Here is a 20,325-nt window from a genome sequence, read left to right on the forward strand (position 1 = left end):
TCCCCTCATGCAAGCTCCCATCATCCAGACCCAGGACCTCACCCTGTGCGCCGACGGCCGCGTGCTGGTGGCAGGCCTGGACTGGCGCGTGCATGCCGGCGAAAGCTGGTGCGTGATCGGCCCCAACGGCGCCGGCAAGAGCACGCTGCTGCGCACCGTGGCGGGCCTGCGCGCGCCCGACGGCGGCAGCGTGCTGATGAAAGGCCGGCCGCTCGCCCAGTGGCCGCTGACGGCGCTCGCGCGCGAACGCGCCTACCTGGCGCAGGCGCGCGGCGACGCCTTTGCCTACCGCGTCATCGAAACCGTCCTGATGGCGCGCCATCCCTATCACGCCGACCGCTACTGGGAAGGCAGCGACGACCACGCCGCCGCCGAGTACGCCCTGCGCAGCCTGGACGTGCTGCACCTGGCCGAGCGCGACGTGCGCACCCTGTCGGGCGGCGAACGCCAGCGCGTGGCGCTGGCGGCATTGCTGGCCCAGGAAACACCGCTGCTCCTGCTCGACGAGCCGGCCAATGCCCTCGACCTGGCGCACCAGGTGGCGATGACCGGGCTGCTCGCGCGCCTGTGCCGTGAGGAGGGCAGGGCGGTAGTCAGCGTCGGCCACGACCTGAACCTGGCCTGGAGCGGCGCCACCCACGCGCTGCTGCTGATGGGCGGGGGCGGCTGGCACGCCGGCCCCGTCGCCGAGGTGATGCGCGCCGACCTGCTCGGCGCCTGCCTGGGCCATCCGATCGCCGCCGTCCAGCACGGCGGGCGTACCATCTTCCTGCCCGACGCGGCCGAAGTCAAAGCCGAAGCCGCGCCGGTCATTCCTGTCAGGAGAACTTTTTGAGCATGTCCCGCTTCTTTCTGACGGCGCTGCTGGCGCTGTCCACCCGGTTCGTCCACGCCGCCGTCAGCGTCGTCGACGACAGCGGCCAGCGCGTCACCCTGGCGCGCCCGGCCCAGCGCGTGATCTCGATGTCGCCGCACGTGACCGAACTGCTGTTCGCGGCCGGCGGCGGCGCGCGCATCGTCGGCGCCATGAACTACAGCGACTTCCCGGAAGCCGCGCGCAAGATCCCGCTCATCGGCTCGAACAGCCAGATCGACCTCGAACGCGTGGTCGCCATGAAGCCGGACCTCCTGATCGTCTGGCGGAGCGGGAACACCGCGCGCCAGATCGCGCAGCTGCAAAGCCTGGGCATTCCGGTCTTCCACAGCGAGCCGCGCAGCTTCGAGATGGTGGCCGACAGCCTGGTGCGCTTCGGCCGCCTGCTCGGAACCGACGCGACGGCGAATGCCGCGGCCGCCGGGTTCCGCGGCCAGGTGGCGGCGCTGCGCACGCGCTACGGCAAGCGCCCGCCCGTCACCGTGTTCTACCAGGCCTGGGACAATCCGCTCTACACCCTCAACGACGAGCAGATCGCCAGCGATGCGATCCGCCTGTGCGGCGGACGGAACATCTTCGGGCACCTGAAGACGATCGCGCCGCAGGTGGGCATCGAGGCGGTGGTGCAGGCCGACCCGGAAGCCATCGTCGGCGGCGAACTCTACACGCCGCAGGACCGCGGCCTGTCGATCTGGCGGCCCTACCGCGGCATGACGGCGGTCAAGCGCGGCAACCTGTTCACCCTGGACGAGGAATTGCTGACCCGGGCCGGGCCGCGCATCGTCCACGGCGCGGCGCGGCTGTGCGAGCGGCTCGAGATGGCGCGGGCACGGCGGCCGTAAGCGCGTAACGGGAATAGTTACAGGGGAATCGTTACAGCGGTAAGCAAATGCAAAAAAACGCTCCGTGCCCCGAAGGAAGACGAAAAAAGTGGTAATCTCGCGGTCGTTTTCTTCACCTTTTCAAACAAGAAGGATTTATATGCGCCGCTCCCTGCGTTTCGCCCTCGTCGCCGCCAGCCTGGTCGCCAGCACCGCCTACGCTTCGCCCACCAATCCGCAAAACGGGGTGGAGTACACGACGCTGTCCGCGCCGCAGCCGGTGCAAGCAGTCGGCAAGAAGGTCGAAGTCATCGAATTCTTCGCTTACCACTGCCCGGCGTGCAACATGCTGGAACCTGGCCTGAACGAATGGGTCAAAAAGCAGGGTGACAAGATCGTCCTGCGCCGCGTTCACGTGCCGTTCCAGGGCGCGACCGATCCGGAAGCCCACCTGTTCCTGACGCTCGAAGCGATGGGCCGCCTCGACATGCACAGCAAGGTCTTCCATGCGGTCCACGTCCAGCGCGTGCGCCTGATGAAGGACGAGCAGATCATCGACTGGGTGGCGAAGAACGGCATCGACCGCGCCAAGTTCCTGGAAGTCTGGAATTCGTTCGGCGTGATGACCAAGCTGCGCCGCCTGCCGCAGGTGAGCACCGCCTACCAGGTGAGCGGCACCCCGACCATCGTCGTCGACGGTAAATACCAGACCTCGCCGGGCCTGATTTCCGAAAAACTGAAAATCCGCGACACCAACCAGATCCTGCAGGCGCACTTCCAGGTCCTGGACGCACTCGTGGCAAAGGCAGCAGCAACGAAATGAGCGATGTAGAACGCAAGGTCCTCGAAATGTACGAGGGCGCCCGCCCTCGCGAAGAGGACCTGTTCGAGACCAGCAACGTGAACCACCTTGCCTGGTCGCTTGCCGTCATCTTCGGCGGCATCGCCATCTGGCTCTGCATTGCGCTCGTCAATGCGGAGAACCAGCGTTACGCGCTGCTAACGAACAAGTGCCCGGACCCGGTGTTCAAGGGCGGCGTCGACAAGGCCTGCCTCTACACCGTGCGCTCGCGCGACCACTGGTGGGAACACCTGTGGTACGCCTTCACGCACGTCAAGCCGGAAGTTGCAGGCAAGTAAGGTTTTCGTAGGGTGGGCTCTCGAGCCCACGCTGTACGAATCCGGATCATCCCAACCGCAACCGAGGGTTGCGCTCCCAAACACTACCCCGGCAAGCCCACCACGAACCGCGCTCCCGCCAGCCCCGAGCGCTCCACCTGCACGCTCCCCCCGTGCAGCAGCACCGCCTTGCGCACGATCGACAAGCCCAGCCCGAAGCCCCCGGTGGCCCGGTCGCGGCTGCGGTCGAGCCTATAGAAGGGTTCGAAGATGCGCTCGCGCTCGTCCTCGGGAATGCCCGGCCCGTCATCCTCGACGGCGATCGTCACGCGATTGCCCTCGCGGCGCGCCGTCATCTCGATGGCGCCGGCTGCATACTTCTGCGCATTGCGCAGCAAATTCGACAGCGCCCGCCCCAGCAGGCGCGGATCGGCCTCGATGCTGCCCACGTCTGGCGCGCAGTCGATCGCCAGCAGGGCTGAGCCCGGGGGCAGGGAGGCGGCGACGCTCTCCAGCAGGCCGGCCAGCTCGACCGGCTCGCGCTGCAGGGCCTGCCCGCTGTCGAGCCGTGCCATGCCGAGCAGTTCGTTGACCAGGGTGTTCAGTTCCGACAGGTCGCCTTCCATCGCCGCGATCCGCTTGTGCAAGGCCGGGTCGTTCGCTTTGGCGTCGAGCAGTTCGAGCGCGAACTCGAGGCGGGCGATTGGCGTGCGCAGTTCGTGCGACACGGAATGGAGCAGGGTCTTCTGCGAGTGCAGCAGGTTCTTCTGCGACACCAGCAATTCCTCGATCCGGTCGGCCATGTGGTCGATCCGCTCGGCCAGCGGATAGATGCTGCTCGACGGCTGCATGCGCGCCCGCGCCGACAGCTTGCCGGCGCCGAACTCGTCGGCCACGCGCGAGAGCGACTGCAGGCCCTGCCAGTGCGTGCGCGACCAGAGCAGGATGGGCAGCAGCAGCGCCAGCGCCACGATCACGTAGCGCACCACCTCCATCTGCAGCGCCAGTCCTACGTCGATCGGCAAGTCCTGGGCATGGATGACTTCCGCCTCGCTGCCGATATAGCGCTCGCCCTTGAGGTCGACGCGCCGGAAGAAGGCCTTGCCCTCGACGTCGAGCACGACCTCGCCGCGGTCGAGCGCGCCGAGGCTGGCGGCCGGCAGCAGCGAGCGCGCCTTGTTCAGCATGATGAGGTCGAAGCGGGTGTCGGACACCTCGCGCACCCGGTTCAGGCGCACCAGCCACTCGTCGGTCGGCGCCTCGTCGACGTATTGCTCGATCAGGAAGATCTGGGCCGAGGCCTGGCGCCGGGCGATGTCGTCGAGCGGGTCGCCGAACAGCCGACTCATCGCGAAATAGATGACGAAGGTCGCGGCGGTGATCGACAGCATCACCAATACGAAAAAGCGGAAGAAGATCCGGTTCACCCGGCGCCTCCCGCCATTCGTCCCTGTCCCGCCTGTGTCCGCAACCGTCGCAACATCTTTTTTCTCCTTTCGACATTGTAACGGAGCAAACTTTATCCCGGTTATTACAAAATTACGACAAATAGGCTACAAGTGCTGTACGACTGGAAAGTTGTTGCCGACTAAGATGATGGGAATGGAGTAGATCAGCAGCTTTTCCGTTTGCCCACTCGGCATGCGAGTGTCGGTGGGCTTTTTTATTTCGGCCGCCCTTCAGGTGCGGCCATCCCCAGGGGTACGGGCAGGCTTCAGGCCGCCGGCCCGCTGCAGGAACGACAGGGACATCACGAGATTTGGGAGCTGGGCTTGCCTCAACGTAAAATACTGGCACCTGCGTTTTCGCTACCCCGACCATGACCATCTTTCTCGTCCTCGCTGCAGTTGTCTTCGGCGCCGCCGCTTCCAGCGCCGCCGCCCAGACGCCGGCGAACAATCCGATGCCCGACGGCAGCCGCGACATGTATGTCGGGCTGGGCGTAGTGTCGAAGCCGCGCTACGAGGGGAGCAGGGACAGCGAGCGTTCCGCCCTGCCGGTCATTCAATTTCAATGGAGTAACGGCGCCTTCGTGTCCGGCCTGAGCGCCGGCATCCACCTGTCGCGCACGCCGCAAGTCGAGTTCGGCCCGCTGCTCGAAGTGCAGCCGGGGCGCGACGCGTCCGGCAGCGGCGCCGGGCCCGTCGGCATCGAAGGAAGCATGTTCGCCATCCGCGCCGCACCGGACAGCATGCCTCCATCCTTTCCCGCGACCGGACCCGAGAACCGCCTGGCCGGCATGCCCGAGATCCGTACCCGGCTGCAGGCCGGCGGCTTCCTGAACATCTACCTGACGCCCTCGTGGCGCCTCACCGGCAGCGCCCTGTACGGCGCCGGCAACGCGCACAACGGTACCCGCGTCGACCTCGGCGTGCAGCGCCTCGCGATGGACATCGGCGCGCGCCACCGGGTGACGCTGGGCGCTGGGCTGACGCTGGTCAGCCGCAGCCATAACGCCGCCTTCTTCGGCGTCAGCCTGGAGGACAGCTTCAGCAGCGGCAACCCGGTGTACGCGCCCGGCGGCGGCCTGCGCGACGTATACCTGGGCGCCCGCTGGAACTGGACGCTGACGCCGTCCTGGATGCTGACTTCGCAGCTGCAGGCGCGCCGCCTGCAGGAAGACGCCCGCCATAGCCCGCTCGTCGAGCGGCCGACCAACGTGACGGTTTCCACCGCCATCGCATACCGGTTCTGACGATGCCCCTGGCCCGCCACCTCACTGCCTGTTGCGCCCTGTCGCTGGTCGCGTCCTGTGCCGATGCACAGGTGCGTTCGGGCGAATGGGTGAGTTATCGCGACGCCTACCGGGCGATGGTGGTCTTCGAAAAATACGGCGGGCCGAAAACCTACCTGCAGAGCCAGCTCCAGGTGGCGCCGCAGGACAAGGCCGCTTCCTTCGACACCCTGCAACTGACGCTGGCGGGCAAGACCAACCAGGTCAACCTGCCGCTCGACCCGCTCGGGCGCACCATCTTCCCGCTATTGAAGGCGGCCTACGACGAGAACGTCCCCCTGCTGCTGAGCCGCAAGATCGGCGCCTTCACGGTGCGCCCGCGCATCTCGATCGCGCTGCAGGCCGACGGCGTGTACGAGGATGCCGAGCTGCGCACGGCCTGCGAGCAGGCGCTCGGCTTCGCGCGCTACGGTGACGGCTCGCTGCGCAACCGCCAGTGCGGCGGCGTGCGTTTCGTGTTCGCCAAGCGGGCAGGGGAAGCTGGCGTGCGCCTGCAGCGCGCCGACGGCAGCGACGTTGCGCTGGCGGTGGCCGGCGGCGTCGCCTTCCAGGGCGACCTGGACGACACCTTCCCGACGGTGCTATACCGATTCGGCAATGCCGAGCGTGCGCAGCTGATCACCGTGCATCCTCCGCTGGCGATCGTGCCGCTGTTCGAGTAGTCGTGTAGCGCCGCTCAGCTCCAGGCCGAGGGCGAAAACAAATAGCCTTCGCCCCAGACGGTCTTGATCTTCTCCGACTTGGCGTCGTCGAACTTGCGGCGCAGCTTGGAGATGCAGTTGTCGATGCTGCGGTCGAGTCCGTCGAACTCGATGCCGCGCATCTTCTTGAGCAGCTCGTCGCGCGACAGCACGCGCCCGGAGGCCTCGGCCAGCACCATCAGCAGCTTGTATTCGGTATTGCTCAGCACGCACAGTTCGTCGCGCCAGAACACGGTGCGGTCGGCGCCGACGATGCGCAGGGCGCCGAACACGAGTTCGCCGGAATCGGGCGCGGCCTTCGGCTGGGTGCGGCGCAGCAGGGCGCGCAGGCGCGCCAGCAGCACGCGCGGCTGCACCGGCTTGTTGACGAAGTCGTCGGCGCCCTGCTCGAGGCCGGAGACCTCGTCATACGAATCCTCGCGCGCCGTCAGGATCAGGATCGGCACTGCGGACAGGTCGCGAATCTGGCGGCACACGACCATGCCGTCCAGGCCCGGCAGCATCAGGTCGAGCACGACGATGTCGGGCGCACAGGCCTGGAAGCGCGCCAGCGCCTCGTCTCCGCGCGTCACCAGTTCGACCGCGAACTCGTAGTTCGACAGGTATTCCGTGACGAGTTCGGCCAGCCGCGCGTCGTCTTCCACCAGTAATAATCGATACATGCTTCCCCACCCGTGGTTTTTACCCTCGCCCGTTATTGTATAGATGCAATCGGCTGGAGGCACGATTACTACACTCTGACTACAGACCGATACATTTTCCGGACAAATCGACAAGGGCAAGGGGGATAAAACAAAAGCCGCGCGAGGCGGCTTTTGCGGGGGATGCAGGTCCAGCCGGCGAATCAGGCCATCTTGCGGCTCAGGTCGTACATCGCCGCCACCAGCCGGTCGATATCGTCCACGCTGGTCCACAGGTGGGTCGAAATCCGCATCACGTAATGGTCGCTCGGCGCGCCGACCACCGGCACGTTGACGTTGCGGATCACGAAGCCCGGGCTGTAGTCGCTCAGCATGCGCGCCACGAACTGGCCCGACTTGGCGCTGTCGAGGACGTCGGTGGCGTTGACGAAGGGATTGAACGAGGTCAGCGCGGAGACCAGTTTCGGGTCGTCCTTCGGAGAATACAGGCGGTCGACGCCCCAGATCTCGGCGATGCGCTCCTTCAGGTAGGCCGACAGGGCCAGGTCGTAGGTTTCGACCTTCTTGCGGCCGAGCTGGTCCCAGACGCCGCAGGCCGACACCAGGGCGTGGAACATCGGGGTGTGCAGGCTGCCGCAGGAGGTGATGACGGAGCCGATATCGTAGGTGGCCGTGCCGTTGGTGGTGCGCGGGCGCGGCGTCCAGCTGCTGGTGTGGATCGGGTACCAGGCCGGCAGCGGCAGCGGATTCGAGGCGCGGATCTTGTTGCGCACGACCAGGATGCCGGTCGAGCCGGGACCGCATTGCCACTTGTGCCCGGCACCCGACATGAAGTCCATGCCGAGGTCGGCATAGTTGTAGGCCATCATCCCGGGCAGGTGGGCGCCGTCGACGATGCTGATCAGCTCATGCCGCTTGGCCACTTCCATCAGGTCGGCGATCGGCAGCATCGTGCCGGTCTTGTAGGTCGGCGCCGAGAACATCATCGCGCGCACGCGCCGGCCCTGGGTGCGCAGCGCGCGGATCTGGTTGTCGAACAGCGTCACATAGTCGGCCGCCGTCTGGTTGTTGCCGACCGGGAGCGCCACGCGCGAGATCTCGATGCCGTAGCGGTTGGCGGCGATCGCCAGCGGCACGTCGCCGCCGGGGTGCTCGTGGTTGGTGGTGACGACGACGTCGCCCGCGTTCCACTGGATGCCGAGAATCGCATGGCACATCCCGGAGGAGGTATTGTAGGAAAACGCCAGCTCGTCGGGATCGACGCCGAAACCCGGCGCCACCTGGGTGCGCTCGGTCAACAGGTTGCCGTAGCCGCTCAGGCAATCGGCCGCCTTGGCGCGGTTTTCCTGGTCGAACAGGTCGAGCGACAGCTTCGGCATCGAGCCGGCCGTGCCGACGTTCATGAAACGCCGGGCCGGATTGAGCGGGAACAGGGCGTTGGCTTCGGCCCAGAAGCGCTCGTCGGCCACCAGCTGGCGGCGCAGCTCGTCGGTCAGGCTGCTGGCCTGGCCCTGGCTGCAGCCGGCCAGCGGGGCGAGCGTGGCGGCGAGGGCGCCTGAACCGAGGATGCGCAGGAAATCGCGCCGGTTGCGGCTCCAGTGTTCGGGAGCATCGGTCGTGGATGGGGAAGCAGCCGCCGCGTCATCGCGCGTCTTCAGATCGTGCATGGTGGTCTCCTGTGGGTGGATGGACGGCTCAGCGGCGTGCCGCGATCACGGCGATTTCGATCTTCGCGTTGCGCGGCAGGCGTGCTACCTCGAGCGTTGCGCGGGCCGGCGGATCTTTCTTGAAATACTGGCCGTAGACGGCATTCATGGCCGCGAACTCGTTCAGGTCCTTCATGTAGACCGTGCTCGTCAGGACGTCCTCGTAGGTCAGGCCCTGCGAAGCGAGCTCGGCGCCGATGTAGTCGAGCACCAGCCTGGTCTGTTCCTCGATGGTCGTGCCCTGGATCGCGGTGCCCGCCTTGTTCAGCGCAATCACCCCCGAGAAATAGATCACCCTGCCGTGCCCGATCATCTGCGAGTACGGCCCGATCGCCGGATAGATCTGGTCGGTCGACAGCACCACCTTGCCTCCGCCTCCGCCGCCCGGCACGGCGCAGCCCGTCGCTGCCATCGCGACGGCAACGAATCCTGCAACGGTCATCCCTTTTTTGATGTTCACGTGTTCTTCCTTGTCAAATGAATCACAGACTCTGGTTTATGTCAGGAAATACAGCGGAACCATTTAACGCCGCATTCGGCAGGGCCATGGCGCATCGGCAGCAAGGCTTGCAGTCGATCAACTTTGGCGAGAGGGAAGTGTTGTGCTTACGCACAGGAGGGCGGCCGGGAGTGGCGGAGGGCACAAAAAAACGGCCCGCTGAGAGCGGGCCGCGAGGCAGGCGGTTCCGGGCTGGGCCGGAAACAGCGTTGGCGTATTACGCCATGTTCTTGTTCACGAATTCCCAGTTGACCAGGTTCCAGAACGCTTCGACGAACTTGGCGCGGGCGTTGCGGTAGTCGATGTAGTAGGCGTGTTCCCAGACGTCGCAGGTCAGCAGGGCCTTGTCGTCCGATGCCAGCGGGGTGTGGGCGTTCGAGGTGTTGACGATGTCGACGCCGCCGTCGGCCTTTTGCACCAGCCAGGTCCAGCCCGAGCCGAAGTTGCCGATGGCCGACTTCGAGAACTCTTCCTTGAACTTGTCGAACGAACCCCACTTGGCGTTGATCGCGTCAGCGACCGGGCCGGTCGGGGCGCCGCCGCCGTTCGGGCTCATGCAGTTCCAGAAGAAGGTGTGGTTCCACACCTGGGCCGAATTGTTGAAGATGCCGCCCGAGGACTTCTTGACGATTTCTTCCAGTGACATGTTTTCGAACTCGGTGCCCTTGATCAGGTTGTTCAGGTTCGTCACATAGGTGGCGTGGTGCTTGCCGTAGTGGTATTCCAGCGTCTCAGCAGAGATGTGCGGCTGGAGGGCGTCTTTTGCGTACGGCAGCGGTGGCAGAGTATGTTCCATGTCTTGTTCCTTGATTGGTTGGAAGCGGTTGAATACGTCCGAAACGGCGCATATTCTAAACCGGATGGGCAGACGTTGCATGTTTGCTGCGTAATCGATTGTCTATCCGAGTTGGCAAGCCGGGCGCGGGCTCATTCCAGCCGGGCCTGCACGCTCGATACCTTCACCTCGGCGCTGCCCTCGGCCAGGCGCACCGTCAGCGTCTGGCGCGCCTTGATCTCGCCGGGCGCGCGCAGGGCATGGCCCTCGGCATTGCTGACGATCGCGTAGCCGCGCTCGAGCGTGCGCTGCGGGTTGAGCAGTTCGAGCTGGGCCGCCAGGGCGCCCAGCGCATCGCGTTGTCCTTTGACCAGCGAACACACGCTGGCGTTCAGGTGGCGCTGTTCGGCAAGGATCTGGGCGCGCAGGGTGCGCAGGTCCGGCCGGTGGCGCGCCCAGCGCTGCTGCAGCTGGGCCAGCAGCACGCTGGCGCGGCCCTGGGGCACGCGCACCGCGTGGGTGAGCCCGGCCGCCATGGCGCGCAATTTGAGGCGCTGGTGCGCGACCTGGGCCGTCGGGCTGAGCAGGCGGCGGCTGGCGTTGTCCAGGCTCTGGCTCGCCTCGGACAGCTGGCGCCGCATCGCGCGCCGCAGGTCGGTCGCGTCCGCCTGCAGCGAAGCCATCCAGTCCTCGCGCGGGGTGGCGGCCAGCTCGGCCGCCGCGGTCGGGGTGGCGGCGCGCAGGTCGGCCGCGAAGTCGGCGATGGTGACGTCGGTCTCGTGGCCGACGCCGGAAATCACCGGCATGCTGCAGGCGGCAATCGCCCGCGCCACGGGTTCCTCGTTAAAACTCCACAGGTCTTCGATCGAGCCGCCGCCGCGGCACACCAGCAACACGTCGACCTCGGCCCGCTCCGACGCGGTCATGATCGCCTCGGCAATCTTCTGGGCAGCGAACTGTCCCTGGACCGGCGCCGGGTACAGCACGATGCGCACGTGCGGGGCGCGCCGCCCGAGGGCGGTCAGGATGTCGCGCAGCGCCGCCGCCTGCGGGCTGGTGACGATGCCGATGCTGCGCGTGAACAGGGGCAGGGGGCGCTTGCGGTCGGCGTCGAACAGGCCCTGGCTGGACAGCTTTTCCTTGAGTCGCAGGAAAGCCTCGTACAAGGCGCCGACGCCGGCGCGGCGGATGGTCTCGACGTTGATCTGGTAGTCGCCACGGGCGCCGTACAGGGTAACCAGAGCCCGTACCTCGACCTTGTCGCCTTCGCGCGGATTGAAGCCGGCATACTGGGCGCGGCTGCGGAACATGACGGCGCGCACCTGGGCCGCGTCGTCCTTCAGCGTGAAATACCAGTGGCCGGAACTGGCTCGGGTGAAATTCGAGATTTCGCCGCCGATCCAGACCAGCGGAAAGGAACGCTCGAGCAGGCGCGCGACCTGGCCATTGAGCGCGGTGACGGTCAGGACCGGGGGCGGGGTATAGGCGGTATCGGTGTCGGAATCGGAATAATTAAGCATGGCGTGTCCACAACGTAAGCGGGAAGCTTATGGCATATCCCTGCCTTCAGGACAAGGGGTTTCGAAACAAATCGCCGTGTTGTGGACAGCGCCTTTTTTGCTGGCAGTCCAGGGTGAGTTGTTTTAAATCAATGACTTGGGATGGGGTAATCCCACTTGGGCACAATGTTATCCACAAAAAATGTGGGGAACTCGGCAGCAGTGGTAATCACGGTGCCAAAAAAGCGGGCAGGGCAATTAACTCCTTTGAAATCAACGACTTGATAACTAAGAAATAGCCTTGCGCACATTGTTCTCCACAGTTTGTGTGAAGAATGAAGGTTTTGCGGACCTTTCCCCAGAAAGTTGTTGTCTTGATCAAGCTTTCAGTCCGGTCTGCCCGTTTTTCGGTCCCACATGCCCTGATGCGAGAAATTTGAGCAGCCCAACTTTTCTCTTTGAAATCAAGGTACTTGCGTTATCTCAATACGCTTCCTCACAATTTTGTCCACAGAAAATGTGGGGAAACGCACAGGGCGCCGAAGGCGCCTACCAGCCGCAGGTCTTGTCCCGTCCGGGCGCCGTATGCCGTGCCGATTCCAGGGCCGGGCAGGGTACGGATGTCTCCCGAGGCTAACGGGAATAATTGCGCCGTCCCATGGACGAACCGATCAGCCAATCCGGCACGGCGTGCTCAGACGGCATTGTGGATATGGTTGCGCCTGCCTAAAAAGCAGGCGCAACAGTAAATTCATTTGGAATCAATGGCTTACCGATGAGGGGCGGGCCTTGCGCACATTCTTTTCCACAGAAGGTGTGCATAGCATGCCCAGCTCGCGTCTGACCACCGATTCGGTCAAACCTGAATGGTCCAGCCTGGCACTTGTCCGCAAAGTATTGATACTGCTCAATTTTAGGACAGAACAACATTCCCGTTTAAAAACAGTCACTTGAGCAGGGGCGATGGCGCTTGCGCACAATTTTGTCCACAGTAAATGTGGGAAACCATGGGCCGCGAGTGCTGGCGGGAAAGCGTGAGAGACTGCGCCTGCTTTTTCATCGGCCAGATATTGTTGAGATAAATCAATGGCTTACCTATCGCGCGGGACCATTACGCACAATTTTATCCACAGAAAATGTTTACAAGTGAAGAGGCCGCCCAGCTGGCGAGCTTTCCCGGAAAACAGGCGGGGAGGGCAATATTGCCCACCGTGCTAGTTTCTTGCGCAGAGGAAAAATTCTGTTAAGAATCAACGCACTTGGCATCAGCATGGGTCCTTGCGCACAATTTTATCCACAGAACTTGTGCAGAACTACTCTTGCCGCATTGCTGCCAACTTGCTACATTGCCGAATTCGTTTCCATTTGTCAGGAGTTCACTTGCTCGCCATTCTTCAAGCCGCAGGCTGGCCCATTTGGCCGTTGCTGATTGCTTCCATCGTCGCCCTGGCCTTGATCATCGAACGCCTGATTTATCTGCGCCGTGAAAAAATCTTGCCAAAGCAATTGCTGGGCGAGGTCATCCAGGTCCACCGCAACAATAAAGTTACCCCGGACATCATCCATACGCTCGAGCAGAACTCGCCCCTCGGCACCGTGCTGGCCGCCGCCCTGCGCAATGTCGATGCGCCGCGCGACGTCATGAAGGAGTCGATCGAGGAAGCCGGCCGCGGCGTCGCCCATACGCTGGAACGTTTCCTCACCACGCTCGGCACCATCGCTTCGCTGGCGCCGCTGATGGGCCTGTTCGGCACCGTGGTCGGCATGATCGAGATCTTCGGTTCGCAAAACGCGACCGGCGGCGCCAATCCGGCCCAGCTCGCCCACGGCATTTCGGTGGCGCTGTATAACACCGGCTTCGGCCTGGCGATCGCCATGCCGGCCCTGGTCGCCTACCGCCACTTCCGCGCCCTGGTCGACAGCTTCATCATTGACATGGAACTGCAGGCCGTGAAATTCGTCGACGTCGTCCACGGGGCACGCAAATGATGGATTTCCGCCGCGGCCAGAAGCGCGAGGATCCGGAGATCAACCTGATCCCCTTCATCGACGTGCTGCTGGTCGTGCTCATCTTCCTGATGGTGTCGACCACCTACAGCAAGTTCACCGAGCTGCAGATCACGCTGCCCACGGCCGACGCCGAACAGGTGGCGAACAAGCCCTTCGAGATCAACGTCACCATCGATGCCAAGGGTAACTACACGGTGAACAACACGCCGGTCTCGTTCAGCAGCGTGGCCGGCCTGGCCGACGACTTGCGGGCGGCCGCGCGCAGCGGCCCCGACGGCAAGCCGGTGGCCGACCCGGTCGTCATCGTCAACGCCGACCAGTTCGCGATGCACCAGATGGTGATCAACGTGCTGGAAGCGGCGCGCATCGCCGGTTACGACAAGCTGACCTTCGCTGCCCAGACCGGCGGCAAGAAGTAAGCAGCATTGACAAAGTACAGCCAGGCAGCGCGGGACGCCTGCCTGGCTGTTTCTTTTTCCACTACACCATGTCCAAGAACGCTACCCTCGAATCCCGCCTGACCCGCGCCTGGCTGCGCCGCGGTCCGCTCGCCTGCGCGCTGTGGCCGCTGTCGCTGCTGTTCCGGGCGCTGGCGGCGCTGCGGGCCGGTCTCTACCGCGCGGGCGTGCTGAAGGCCGGTCGCCTGCCGGTGCCCGTCATCGTCGTCGGCAATATCTTCATTGGCGGTACGGGCAAGACGCCGCTGACGATCTGGCTGGCGCAGGCGCTGCGCGAGGCCGGCTTTCGTCCCGGCGTGATCTCGCGCGGCCATGGCGGGGAGGGGGAGGCGCCACGTGAAGTCACCCTGGATTCCGATACCCGCGAAGTGGGCGACGAGCCGCTGCTGATCGCGCGCCGCGCAGGCGTGCCGGTGGTGGTCGGGCGCAAGCGTGTCGAGGCGGGCAGGGCGCTGCTGGCCGCCCACCCGGAGGTGGACGTCGTCCTCACGGACGACGGCCTGCAGCATTACGCCCTGGCGCGCGACATCGAGGTCGTGCTGTTCGACGGCCGCGGGGTCGGCAACGGCTGGCTGCTCCCGGCGGGGCCGCTGCGCGAAGCGCCCTCGCGCCGGCGCGATTTCACGGTGGTGAACGCGCCGGAAGTAACGTCTACGCTGGCGCGGGCCGTCGGCGGCGAGCCGTTCCGGATGCAGTTGAGCGGCGATACAGCCGAGCGCCTGGCGGATCCGGGCGAGCGCCGTCCGCTGTCCGCGTTTGCCGGCCAGCGCGTGCTGGCGGCGGCCGGCATCGGCAATCCGGGCCGCTTCTTCGCCCTGCTGCGCGGCGCCGGCCTGCGCTTTGCCGAGCTGCCCTTGCCGGACCATTACGATTTCCGCGACGACCCCTTCGCAGGTAGCGATGCCGATGTCATCCTGATCACCGAGAAGGATGCAGTAAAATGTGGGCAACTTGAAAACCTGAAGGGCGATCCGCGGCTGTGGGTCGTCCCGGTGACGGCGCGCATCGATGCCGCCCTGGCCGAACAAATTGTGGAGAAATGTCGTGGACGCTCGCCTGCTTGATATCCTGGTCTGCCCGCTGTGCAAGGGACCGCTCGAATACGATAAGAAGGCGCAGGAGCTCACTTGCCGCCCGGACCGCCTGGCCTTCCCGATCCGCGACGGCATCCCGATCATGTGGGCCGACCAGGCGCGCAAGATCGAGCCGGTCTGAGCATAGCAATATGAGTTTCACCGTCATCATTCCGGCGCGGCTGGCCTCGACCCGCCTGCCGAACAAGCCGCTGGCCGACCTCGGCGGCAAGCCCATGGTGGTGCGGGTCGCCGAGCGCGCCCGCGAGTCCGGCGCGGCGCGCATCGTCGTCGCCACCGACCACGCCGACATCCTGGCCGCCTGCGCGGCCCACGGCGTCGAGGCCCGCCTGACCCGCGCCGACCACCCGTCCGGCACCGACCGCATCGCCGAGGTGGCGCGCGAGCTGGGGCTGGCCGACGACGCCGTCGTGGTCAACCTGCAGGGCGACGAGCCCCTGATCGACCCGGCCCTGCTGGCCGCCTGCGCCGCCCGCATCGGTGCGGATGTGCCGATGGCGACCTGCGCCCATCCGCTCGATGCGGTGGCCGAGGTGTTCAATCCCAACGTGGTCAAGGTCGTGCTCGACAAGGCGGGCAGGGCCCTGTACTTCTCGCGCGCCACCATCCCCTGGCACCGCGACGCCTTCGCCGCCTCGCGCGACGCGCTGCCGGCGGGCTATGCGCCGCTGCGCCACATCGGCCTCTACGCCTACAGTAACGCCTTCCTGCAAGCCTACCCCGGCCTGGAGCCGGCGCCGCTCGAACAGGTCGAGGCGCTCGAACAATTGCGCGTCCTGTGGCACGGCTATCCGATCGCAGTCCACATCACCGACGGCGCGCCGCCGGCAGGCGTCGACACGCCGGAAGACTTGGCGAGGGTGCAATTGCACTACGCGTCTTGATCTGTGTGGCAATTGATTCTCGGACCGTCTGCGCTAGATCAAGAAACTGATTTTGCAGCTGCCGTGATTGGCGTTGGCGATTACTTTTGTGGTAAGTTTCGTACCAAGGTGATCAGATATGCATCAATTGCAATTCGCTGCCAACACAATAGGGCAGCTCGCAAAACCGTAGCGAACGACAACACTCTCATGCCAGTGGTTTTATCCACAGTGCAACACGCTCAGGTTTTTCAAGCTGTCCAATAAAATTTTTAACATCTGTCTTAGGAATCTTCATGCGTCTCATTCTGTTAGGAGCGCCTGGCGCCGGTAAAGGCACCCAGGCTAACTTCATCAAGGAAAAATACAATATCCCGCAGATCTCCACCGGCGACATGCTGCGCGCGGCGATCAAGGCCGGCACCGAGCTGGGCCTGGCGGCGAAAAAAGTAATGGACGCGGGCGGCCTGGTGTCGGACGACATCATGATCGGCCTGGTGAAGGATCGCCTGAAGGAAGCAGACTGCGCCAACGGCTACCTGTTCGACGGCTTCCCGCGCACCATCGCGCAGGCCGACGCCATGAAGGACAACGGCATCAACGTCGACTACGTGCTGGAAATCGACGTGCCCGACGAAATGATCGTCGAGCGCATGAGCGGCCGCCGCTCGCACCCGGCCTCGGGCCGCGTGTACCATACCAAATTCAACCCGCCGAAGGTCGCCGACACCGACGACGTCACCGGCGAGCCGCTGGTCCAGCGCGACGACGACAAGGAAGAAACCGTCAAGAAGCGCCTGGCGGTCTACCACAACCAGACCGAGGTCCTGCTCGGCTACTACAACAACTGGGCCCAGTCGGGCCTGCCCGGCGCCCCGAAGTACCGCAAGATCACGGGCGTGGGACCGGTCGAACAAGTACGTGACGCGGCCTTCGCCGCGCTCTCCGAGTAAGGCCAGGAGCGGACAGCGATGTCCGCTTTTTTTTCGCCCCGGATGACATCCGGGGGCGCCTGACAAAGGCTCTAGGGCAATCCCCAAGGGGGAAGCGACATCGTCGAAGACAGTACGCCAGTACGGCGAGACGAATGCAACGCCGCCATAGAGTCTTTGTCAGGCGCCCCCAGCACGAATGGTTTGAATCAAAGTGGTGCAGTACGCAGTGAGGCAGACTGCTTCGCCGAAGAGGTGAAGGGTCTTTCAATGTGTGGTTGTGAATACTTGATCAAAATCTAAGGGGACGAAATGGCAGCAAACTTTCTCACGTTCGCCGTGGCGTGCGGCGTCATCGCCGTCATCTACGGACTCTGGGCGCGCGCCTGGATCCTGCGCCAGGACGCCGGCAACACGCGCATGCAGGACATCGCGCACGCGATCCAGGAGGGCGCCTCCGCCTATCTCGGGCGCCAGTACCGCACCATCGGCATCGTCGGCCTGGTGCTGCTCATCGCCATCTACGCGCTGCTCGGTCCCATGACCGCGCTCGGCTTCTTCGCCGGCGCCGTCCTGTCGGGCGCCTGCGGCTTCATCGGCATGAACGTCTCGGTCCGCGCCAACGTGCGCACCGCCCAGGCGGCCGCCACCGGCATGAACGAGGCGCTCGGCGTCGCCTTCAAGGGCGGAGCGATCACGGGCATGCTCGTCGTCGGCCTCGGCCTGCTGGGCGTGACGCTGTTCTACTGGTACCTCACCAGCAACGCCGATGGTGGCAGCGCGACGCAAACCCGCCACGACGTCATCGAGCCGCTCATCGGCCTCGCCTTCGGCGCCTCGCTGATCTCGATCTTCGCGCGCCTGGGCGGCGGCATCTTCACCAAAGGGGCCGACGTCGGCGCCGACCTGGTGGGCAAGGTCGAAGCCGGCATTCCCGAGGACGATCCGCGCAACCCGGCCGTGATCGCCGACAACGTGGGCGACAACGTCGGCGACTGCGCCGGCATGGCGGCCGACCTGTTCGAAACCTACGTCGTCACCCTGATCGCCACCATGCTGCTCGGTGCGCTGGTGGTGAGCGACAGCGTCGGCGAGGCGATGCTCTATCCGCTGCTGCTGGGCGCCGTCTCGATCATCGGCTCGATCGTCGGCTGCTCGATGGTGCGCGCGCGGCCCGGACGCAAGATCATGTCGGCGCTGTACACGGGCCTGTGGTGGGCCGCCGGGCTGTCGCTGCTGGGCTTTGTCGTGGTGACCTGGCTGGTCTGGGAAGACCCAGCCATGCGCGCCGCCATGCTCGGCTGCGCCATCGTCGGCATCGTGCTCACCGGCCTGATGGTCTACATCACCGAGTACTACACCGGCACCGAATTCAAGCCGGTACGCCATATTGCCGAAGCATCGACCACCGGCCACGGCACCAACATCATCGCCGGCCTCGGGGTGTCGATGAAGTCCACCGCCTACCCGGTGCTGGCCGTCTGCATCGCCATCCTCGTGGCCTACCAGCTGGGCCACCTGTACGGCATCGCGATCGCCGCCACGTCCATGCTGTCGATGGCCGGCATCGTGGTCGCCCTCGACGCCTACGGGCCGATCACCGACAACGCCGGCGGCATCGCCGAAATGGCCGGCATGCCGGACGCGGTGCGCGCGATCACCGACCCGCTCGACGCCGTGGGCAACACGACCAAGGCCGTCACCAAGGGCTATGCGATCGGCTCGGCCGGCCTGGCGGCCCTGGTCCTGTTCGCCGATTACACCCATGCGCTCGACTCGGTCGGCAAGTCGATCGTGTTCGAGCTCTCCAACCCGATGGTGATCGTGGGCCTGTTCATCGGCGGCCTGATCCCCTACCTGTTCGGGGCGATGGCGATGGAAGCGGTGGGGCGCGCTGCGGGCGCGGTGGTGGTCGAGGTGCGGCGCCAGTTCCGCGACATCCCCGGCATCATGGCCGGCACCGGCAAGCCCGAGTACCACAAGGCGGTCGACATGCTGACCGCCTCGGCGATCCGCGAAATGGTGCTGCCCTCGCTGTTGCCGGTCATCGTGCCGATCGCGGTCGGCATGCTGCTGGGACCGGCCGCGCTGGGCGGGCTGCTGATGGGCACCATCATCACCGGCCTGTTCGTCGCGATTTCCATGACCACCGGCGGCGGCGCCTGGGACAACGCCAAGAAATACATCGAGGACGGCCATTACGGCGGCAAGGGCTCGGACACGCACAAGGCGGCCGTCACCGGCGACACGGTCGGCGACCCCTACAAGGACACGGCCGGCCCGGCGGTCAACCCGCTCATCAAGATCATCAACATCGTGGCGCTGCTGCTGGTGCCGCTGCTGCCGGCCGCGGGCTGGATCTCGATGTCCGAGCCGCAGATCGCCCAGCTCAAGCGGCCTGCGCACCAGGTCGTGCAGCCCGCGGGCGCCTCCGTGGCGGGCCCGGCGGCGGCCTCGACCGCTGCGACGACCGTGGCGGTCGAAGCGGGGCGGGCGCAGCAGTAAATGCCGCTGCGGCGCTGGTTTCATCAGAGTTTCCAGCGGCGCATATCGTAGGGTGAAAAAACGCGTGGAGTCAGGAGCGGTTCGCCGCCCGCTCCACCCTACATCTAGCGCGATGCGTAGGGTGTGAGGGGGGCGCCGAGCCTCCCGACTCCACGCGTTTGGAAACCCTTGCACACCCATGCTGCCTGGGCTCAGCAAATGGGCTTCATCGACCGGCATCAGGCTCCAGGCCTCGATGCCCGCACGACGCGTGCGTTTCCAAGGCCGGGATCAACCCGCCTTGGCGTCTCATGCACCACCCAACGCCTTGTCAATCGCCGCCGCCAGCGAGGCGTGATCCGAATCCCCCTGATAGCGCTCGCCATTGATGAAGAAAGTCGGCGTGCCGCTCGCACCCAAGGCATGCGCCTGCTCGACGTCGGCCTGCACCCGGGCACGGTGCCGGCCGTCTTCGAACTCGCTGCGAAAGCGCCGCCCATCGAGCTGCAGGTTGGCGGCGACGGCCGGCAGGGCGTCCTCGTCGAGCATGCCCTGGTTCTCGAACAGCGCGTCGTGCATCTCCCAGAACCTGCCTTGCGTGCCCGCGGCCTCGGCCGCTTCCGCCGCCGGCTGGGCGAAGGGGTGCAGGTCCGTCAGCGGCAGGTGGCGATACACCAGCGTCAGGCGCCCGGCGTGGCGGCGCTGCAGCTCCGTCAGCGCCCGGTGCGCTCTGGCGCAGTAGGGGCACTGGAAGTCCGCATATTCGATCAGGACCACCTCCGCGTCCTTGTCGCCGCGCACGTGGTCGTGCTCTGCGATAGCCATCCTTTCATCCATCTTTCCTCCGATCGTGTTGTCAGCTTGAAGATGCGCGGCGCCTGCCTACACTGAAGCCAGAGCCACGCGACAGGAGGTCATCATGGCACGCAAATACATCGATTGCCGCGAGTTTCCGAGCGACACGAAGTGCTCGGTCACCATTGCGGCCGACAGCGAACAGGAACTGATGGAGGTGGCGGTCCAGCATGCAGTGAGCGTCCACGGGCATCGGGACACACCGGAATTGCGCCAGCAGCTGAAAGGCACGATGCACGAGGGCCGTCCGCCGGAGTGAC

General features: G+C 65.2%; 21 protein-coding genes. 14 read left to right on the plus strand and 7 right to left on the minus strand.

Translation table 11 applies throughout. The features are described from left to right. Nucleotides 1-7: 7 nt before the first annotated feature. The 4 genes from ACWCIA_RS09125 (at nucleotide 8) to ACWCIA_RS09140 (ending at nucleotide 2,835) form a co-directional block, all read left to right on the plus strand. On the plus strand, nucleotides 8-835 hold the full coding sequence (locus ACWCIA_RS09125; RefSeq protein WP_454162554.1) for an ABC transporter ATP-binding protein: 828 nt from the start codon (nucleotides 8-10) through the stop codon (nucleotides 833-835). Nucleotides 836-837: 2 nt separating this feature from the next. Then, nucleotides 838-1,716, plus strand: coding sequence for a cobalamin-binding protein (locus ACWCIA_RS09130; RefSeq protein ID WP_454162556.1), 879 nt, complete (start codon nucleotides 838-840; stop codon nucleotides 1,714-1,716). Nucleotides 1,717-1,855: 139 nt separating this feature from the next. Beyond that, nucleotides 1,856-2,518: a thiol:disulfide interchange protein DsbA/DsbL gene (locus ACWCIA_RS09135; RefSeq protein ID WP_454162557.1), complete on the plus strand. Its 663-nt coding sequence runs from the start codon at nucleotides 1,856-1,858 to the stop codon at nucleotides 2,516-2,518. Further along, on the plus strand, nucleotides 2,515-2,835 hold the full coding sequence (locus ACWCIA_RS09140; RefSeq protein ID WP_454162558.1) for a hypothetical protein: 321 nt from the start codon (nucleotides 2,515-2,517) through the stop codon (nucleotides 2,833-2,835). Before ACWCIA_RS09135 ends, ACWCIA_RS09140 begins: the two co-directional genes overlap by 4 nt. Nucleotides 2,836-2,918: 83 nt before the next feature. On the opposite strand, the gene ACWCIA_RS09145 is transcribed toward ACWCIA_RS09140, so the two are convergent. Continuing rightward, a complete protein-coding gene (locus ACWCIA_RS09145; RefSeq protein ID WP_454162560.1) occupies nucleotides 2,919-4,241 on the minus strand; it encodes an ATP-binding protein in 1,323 nt (440 codons plus the stop codon). 392 nt (nucleotides 4,242-4,633) lie between these two features. Between ACWCIA_RS09145 and ACWCIA_RS09150 the strand changes: the two genes are divergently transcribed. Together ACWCIA_RS09150 and ACWCIA_RS09155 are read left to right on the plus strand one after the other, a co-directional pair. Next, entirely contained in the window at nucleotides 4,634-5,509 is an 876-nt protein-coding gene (locus ACWCIA_RS09150; protein WP_454162561.1) for a MipA/OmpV family protein, read from the plus strand. A 2-nt stretch (nucleotides 5,510-5,511) separates the two neighbouring features. Beyond that, on the plus strand, nucleotides 5,512-6,210 hold the full coding sequence (locus ACWCIA_RS09155; RefSeq protein ID WP_454162563.1) for a hypothetical protein: 699 nt from the start codon (nucleotides 5,512-5,514) through the stop codon (nucleotides 6,208-6,210). A gap of 14 nt (nucleotides 6,211-6,224) precedes the next feature. On the opposite strand, the gene ACWCIA_RS09160 is transcribed toward ACWCIA_RS09155, so the two are convergent. From ACWCIA_RS09160 to xseA, 5 genes are all read right to left on the minus strand, one after another. Further along, nucleotides 6,225-6,911: a response regulator gene (locus ACWCIA_RS09160; protein ID WP_454162565.1), complete on the minus strand. Its 687-nt coding sequence runs from the start codon at nucleotides 6,909-6,911 to the stop codon at nucleotides 6,225-6,227. Nucleotides 6,912-7,093: 182 nt separating this feature from the next. Then, a complete protein-coding gene (locus ACWCIA_RS09165) occupies nucleotides 7,094-8,557 on the minus strand; it encodes an aminotransferase class V-fold PLP-dependent enzyme (protein WP_454162567.1) in 1,464 nt (487 codons plus the stop codon). A gap of 28 nt (nucleotides 8,558-8,585) precedes the next feature. Further along, on the minus strand, nucleotides 8,586-9,008 hold the full coding sequence (locus tag ACWCIA_RS09170; RefSeq protein ID WP_454162888.1) for a Rid family detoxifying hydrolase: 423 nt from the start codon (nucleotides 9,006-9,008) through the stop codon (nucleotides 8,586-8,588). Nucleotides 9,009-9,312: 304 nt separating this feature from the next. Next, entirely contained in the window at nucleotides 9,313-9,891 is a 579-nt protein-coding gene (locus ACWCIA_RS09175) for a superoxide dismutase (protein ID WP_454162569.1), read from the minus strand. Between the two features lie 131 nt (nucleotides 9,892-10,022). After that, entirely contained in the window at nucleotides 10,023-11,390 is a 1,368-nt protein-coding gene (xseA, locus tag ACWCIA_RS09180) for an exodeoxyribonuclease VII large subunit (RefSeq protein WP_454162571.1), read from the minus strand. Between the two features lie 1,359 nt (nucleotides 11,391-12,749). Here xseA and ACWCIA_RS09185 point away from each other — a divergent pair. From ACWCIA_RS09185 to ACWCIA_RS09215, 7 genes are all read left to right on the plus strand, one after another. Next, a complete protein-coding gene (locus ACWCIA_RS09185) occupies nucleotides 12,750-13,358 on the plus strand; it encodes a MotA/TolQ/ExbB proton channel family protein (protein ID WP_454162573.1) in 609 nt (202 codons plus the stop codon). Continuing rightward, nucleotides 13,358-13,798: an ExbD/TolR family protein gene (locus ACWCIA_RS09190; RefSeq protein WP_454162889.1), complete on the plus strand. Its 441-nt coding sequence runs from the start codon at nucleotides 13,358-13,360 to the stop codon at nucleotides 13,796-13,798. The genes ACWCIA_RS09185 and ACWCIA_RS09190 overlap by 1 nt, the downstream gene beginning before the upstream one ends. Before the next feature lie 68 nt (nucleotides 13,799-13,866). Beyond that, entirely contained in the window at nucleotides 13,867-14,901 is a 1,035-nt protein-coding gene (lpxK, locus tag ACWCIA_RS09195) for a tetraacyldisaccharide 4'-kinase (protein ID WP_454162575.1), read from the plus strand. Next, entirely contained in the window at nucleotides 14,882-15,052 is a 171-nt protein-coding gene (locus ACWCIA_RS09200) for a Trm112 family protein (protein WP_379749236.1), read from the plus strand. The genes lpxK and ACWCIA_RS09200 overlap by 20 nt, the downstream gene beginning before the upstream one ends. A gap of 10 nt (nucleotides 15,053-15,062) precedes the next feature. Continuing rightward, nucleotides 15,063-15,815 carry a 3-deoxy-manno-octulosonate cytidylyltransferase gene (gene kdsB, locus ACWCIA_RS09205; protein WP_454162578.1) on the plus strand — a complete coding sequence of 251 codons (753 nt, stop codon included), beginning with the start codon at nucleotides 15,063-15,065 and terminating at the stop codon, nucleotides 15,813-15,815. Between the two features lie 275 nt (nucleotides 15,816-16,090). Continuing rightward, nucleotides 16,091-16,747 (plus strand): adenylate kinase, encoded by a 657-nt coding sequence (adk, locus tag ACWCIA_RS09210; RefSeq protein ID WP_454162579.1) that lies wholly within the window; start codon nucleotides 16,091-16,093, stop codon nucleotides 16,745-16,747. A gap of 291 nt (nucleotides 16,748-17,038) precedes the next feature. Then, nucleotides 17,039-19,231, plus strand: coding sequence for a sodium-translocating pyrophosphatase (locus ACWCIA_RS09215; protein WP_454162581.1), 2,193 nt, complete (start codon nucleotides 17,039-17,041; stop codon nucleotides 19,229-19,231). Nucleotides 19,232-19,519: 288 nt separating this feature from the next. On the opposite strand, the gene ACWCIA_RS09220 is transcribed toward ACWCIA_RS09215, so the two are convergent. Then, complete coding sequence (locus tag ACWCIA_RS09220) at nucleotides 19,520-20,035, minus strand: DsbA family protein (protein WP_454162583.1); 516 nt, start codon at nucleotides 20,033-20,035, stop codon at nucleotides 19,520-19,522. 94 nt (nucleotides 20,036-20,129) lie between these two features. Here ACWCIA_RS09220 and ACWCIA_RS09225 point away from each other — a divergent pair, with 94 nt between their 5' ends. After that, entirely contained in the window at nucleotides 20,130-20,324 is a 195-nt protein-coding gene (locus ACWCIA_RS09225) for a DUF1059 domain-containing protein (RefSeq protein ID WP_454162585.1), read from the plus strand. The last annotated feature ends 1 nt before the right edge of the window (nucleotide 20,325 follow it).

This window comes from Massilia sp. SYSU DXS3249, assembly GCF_053668055.1.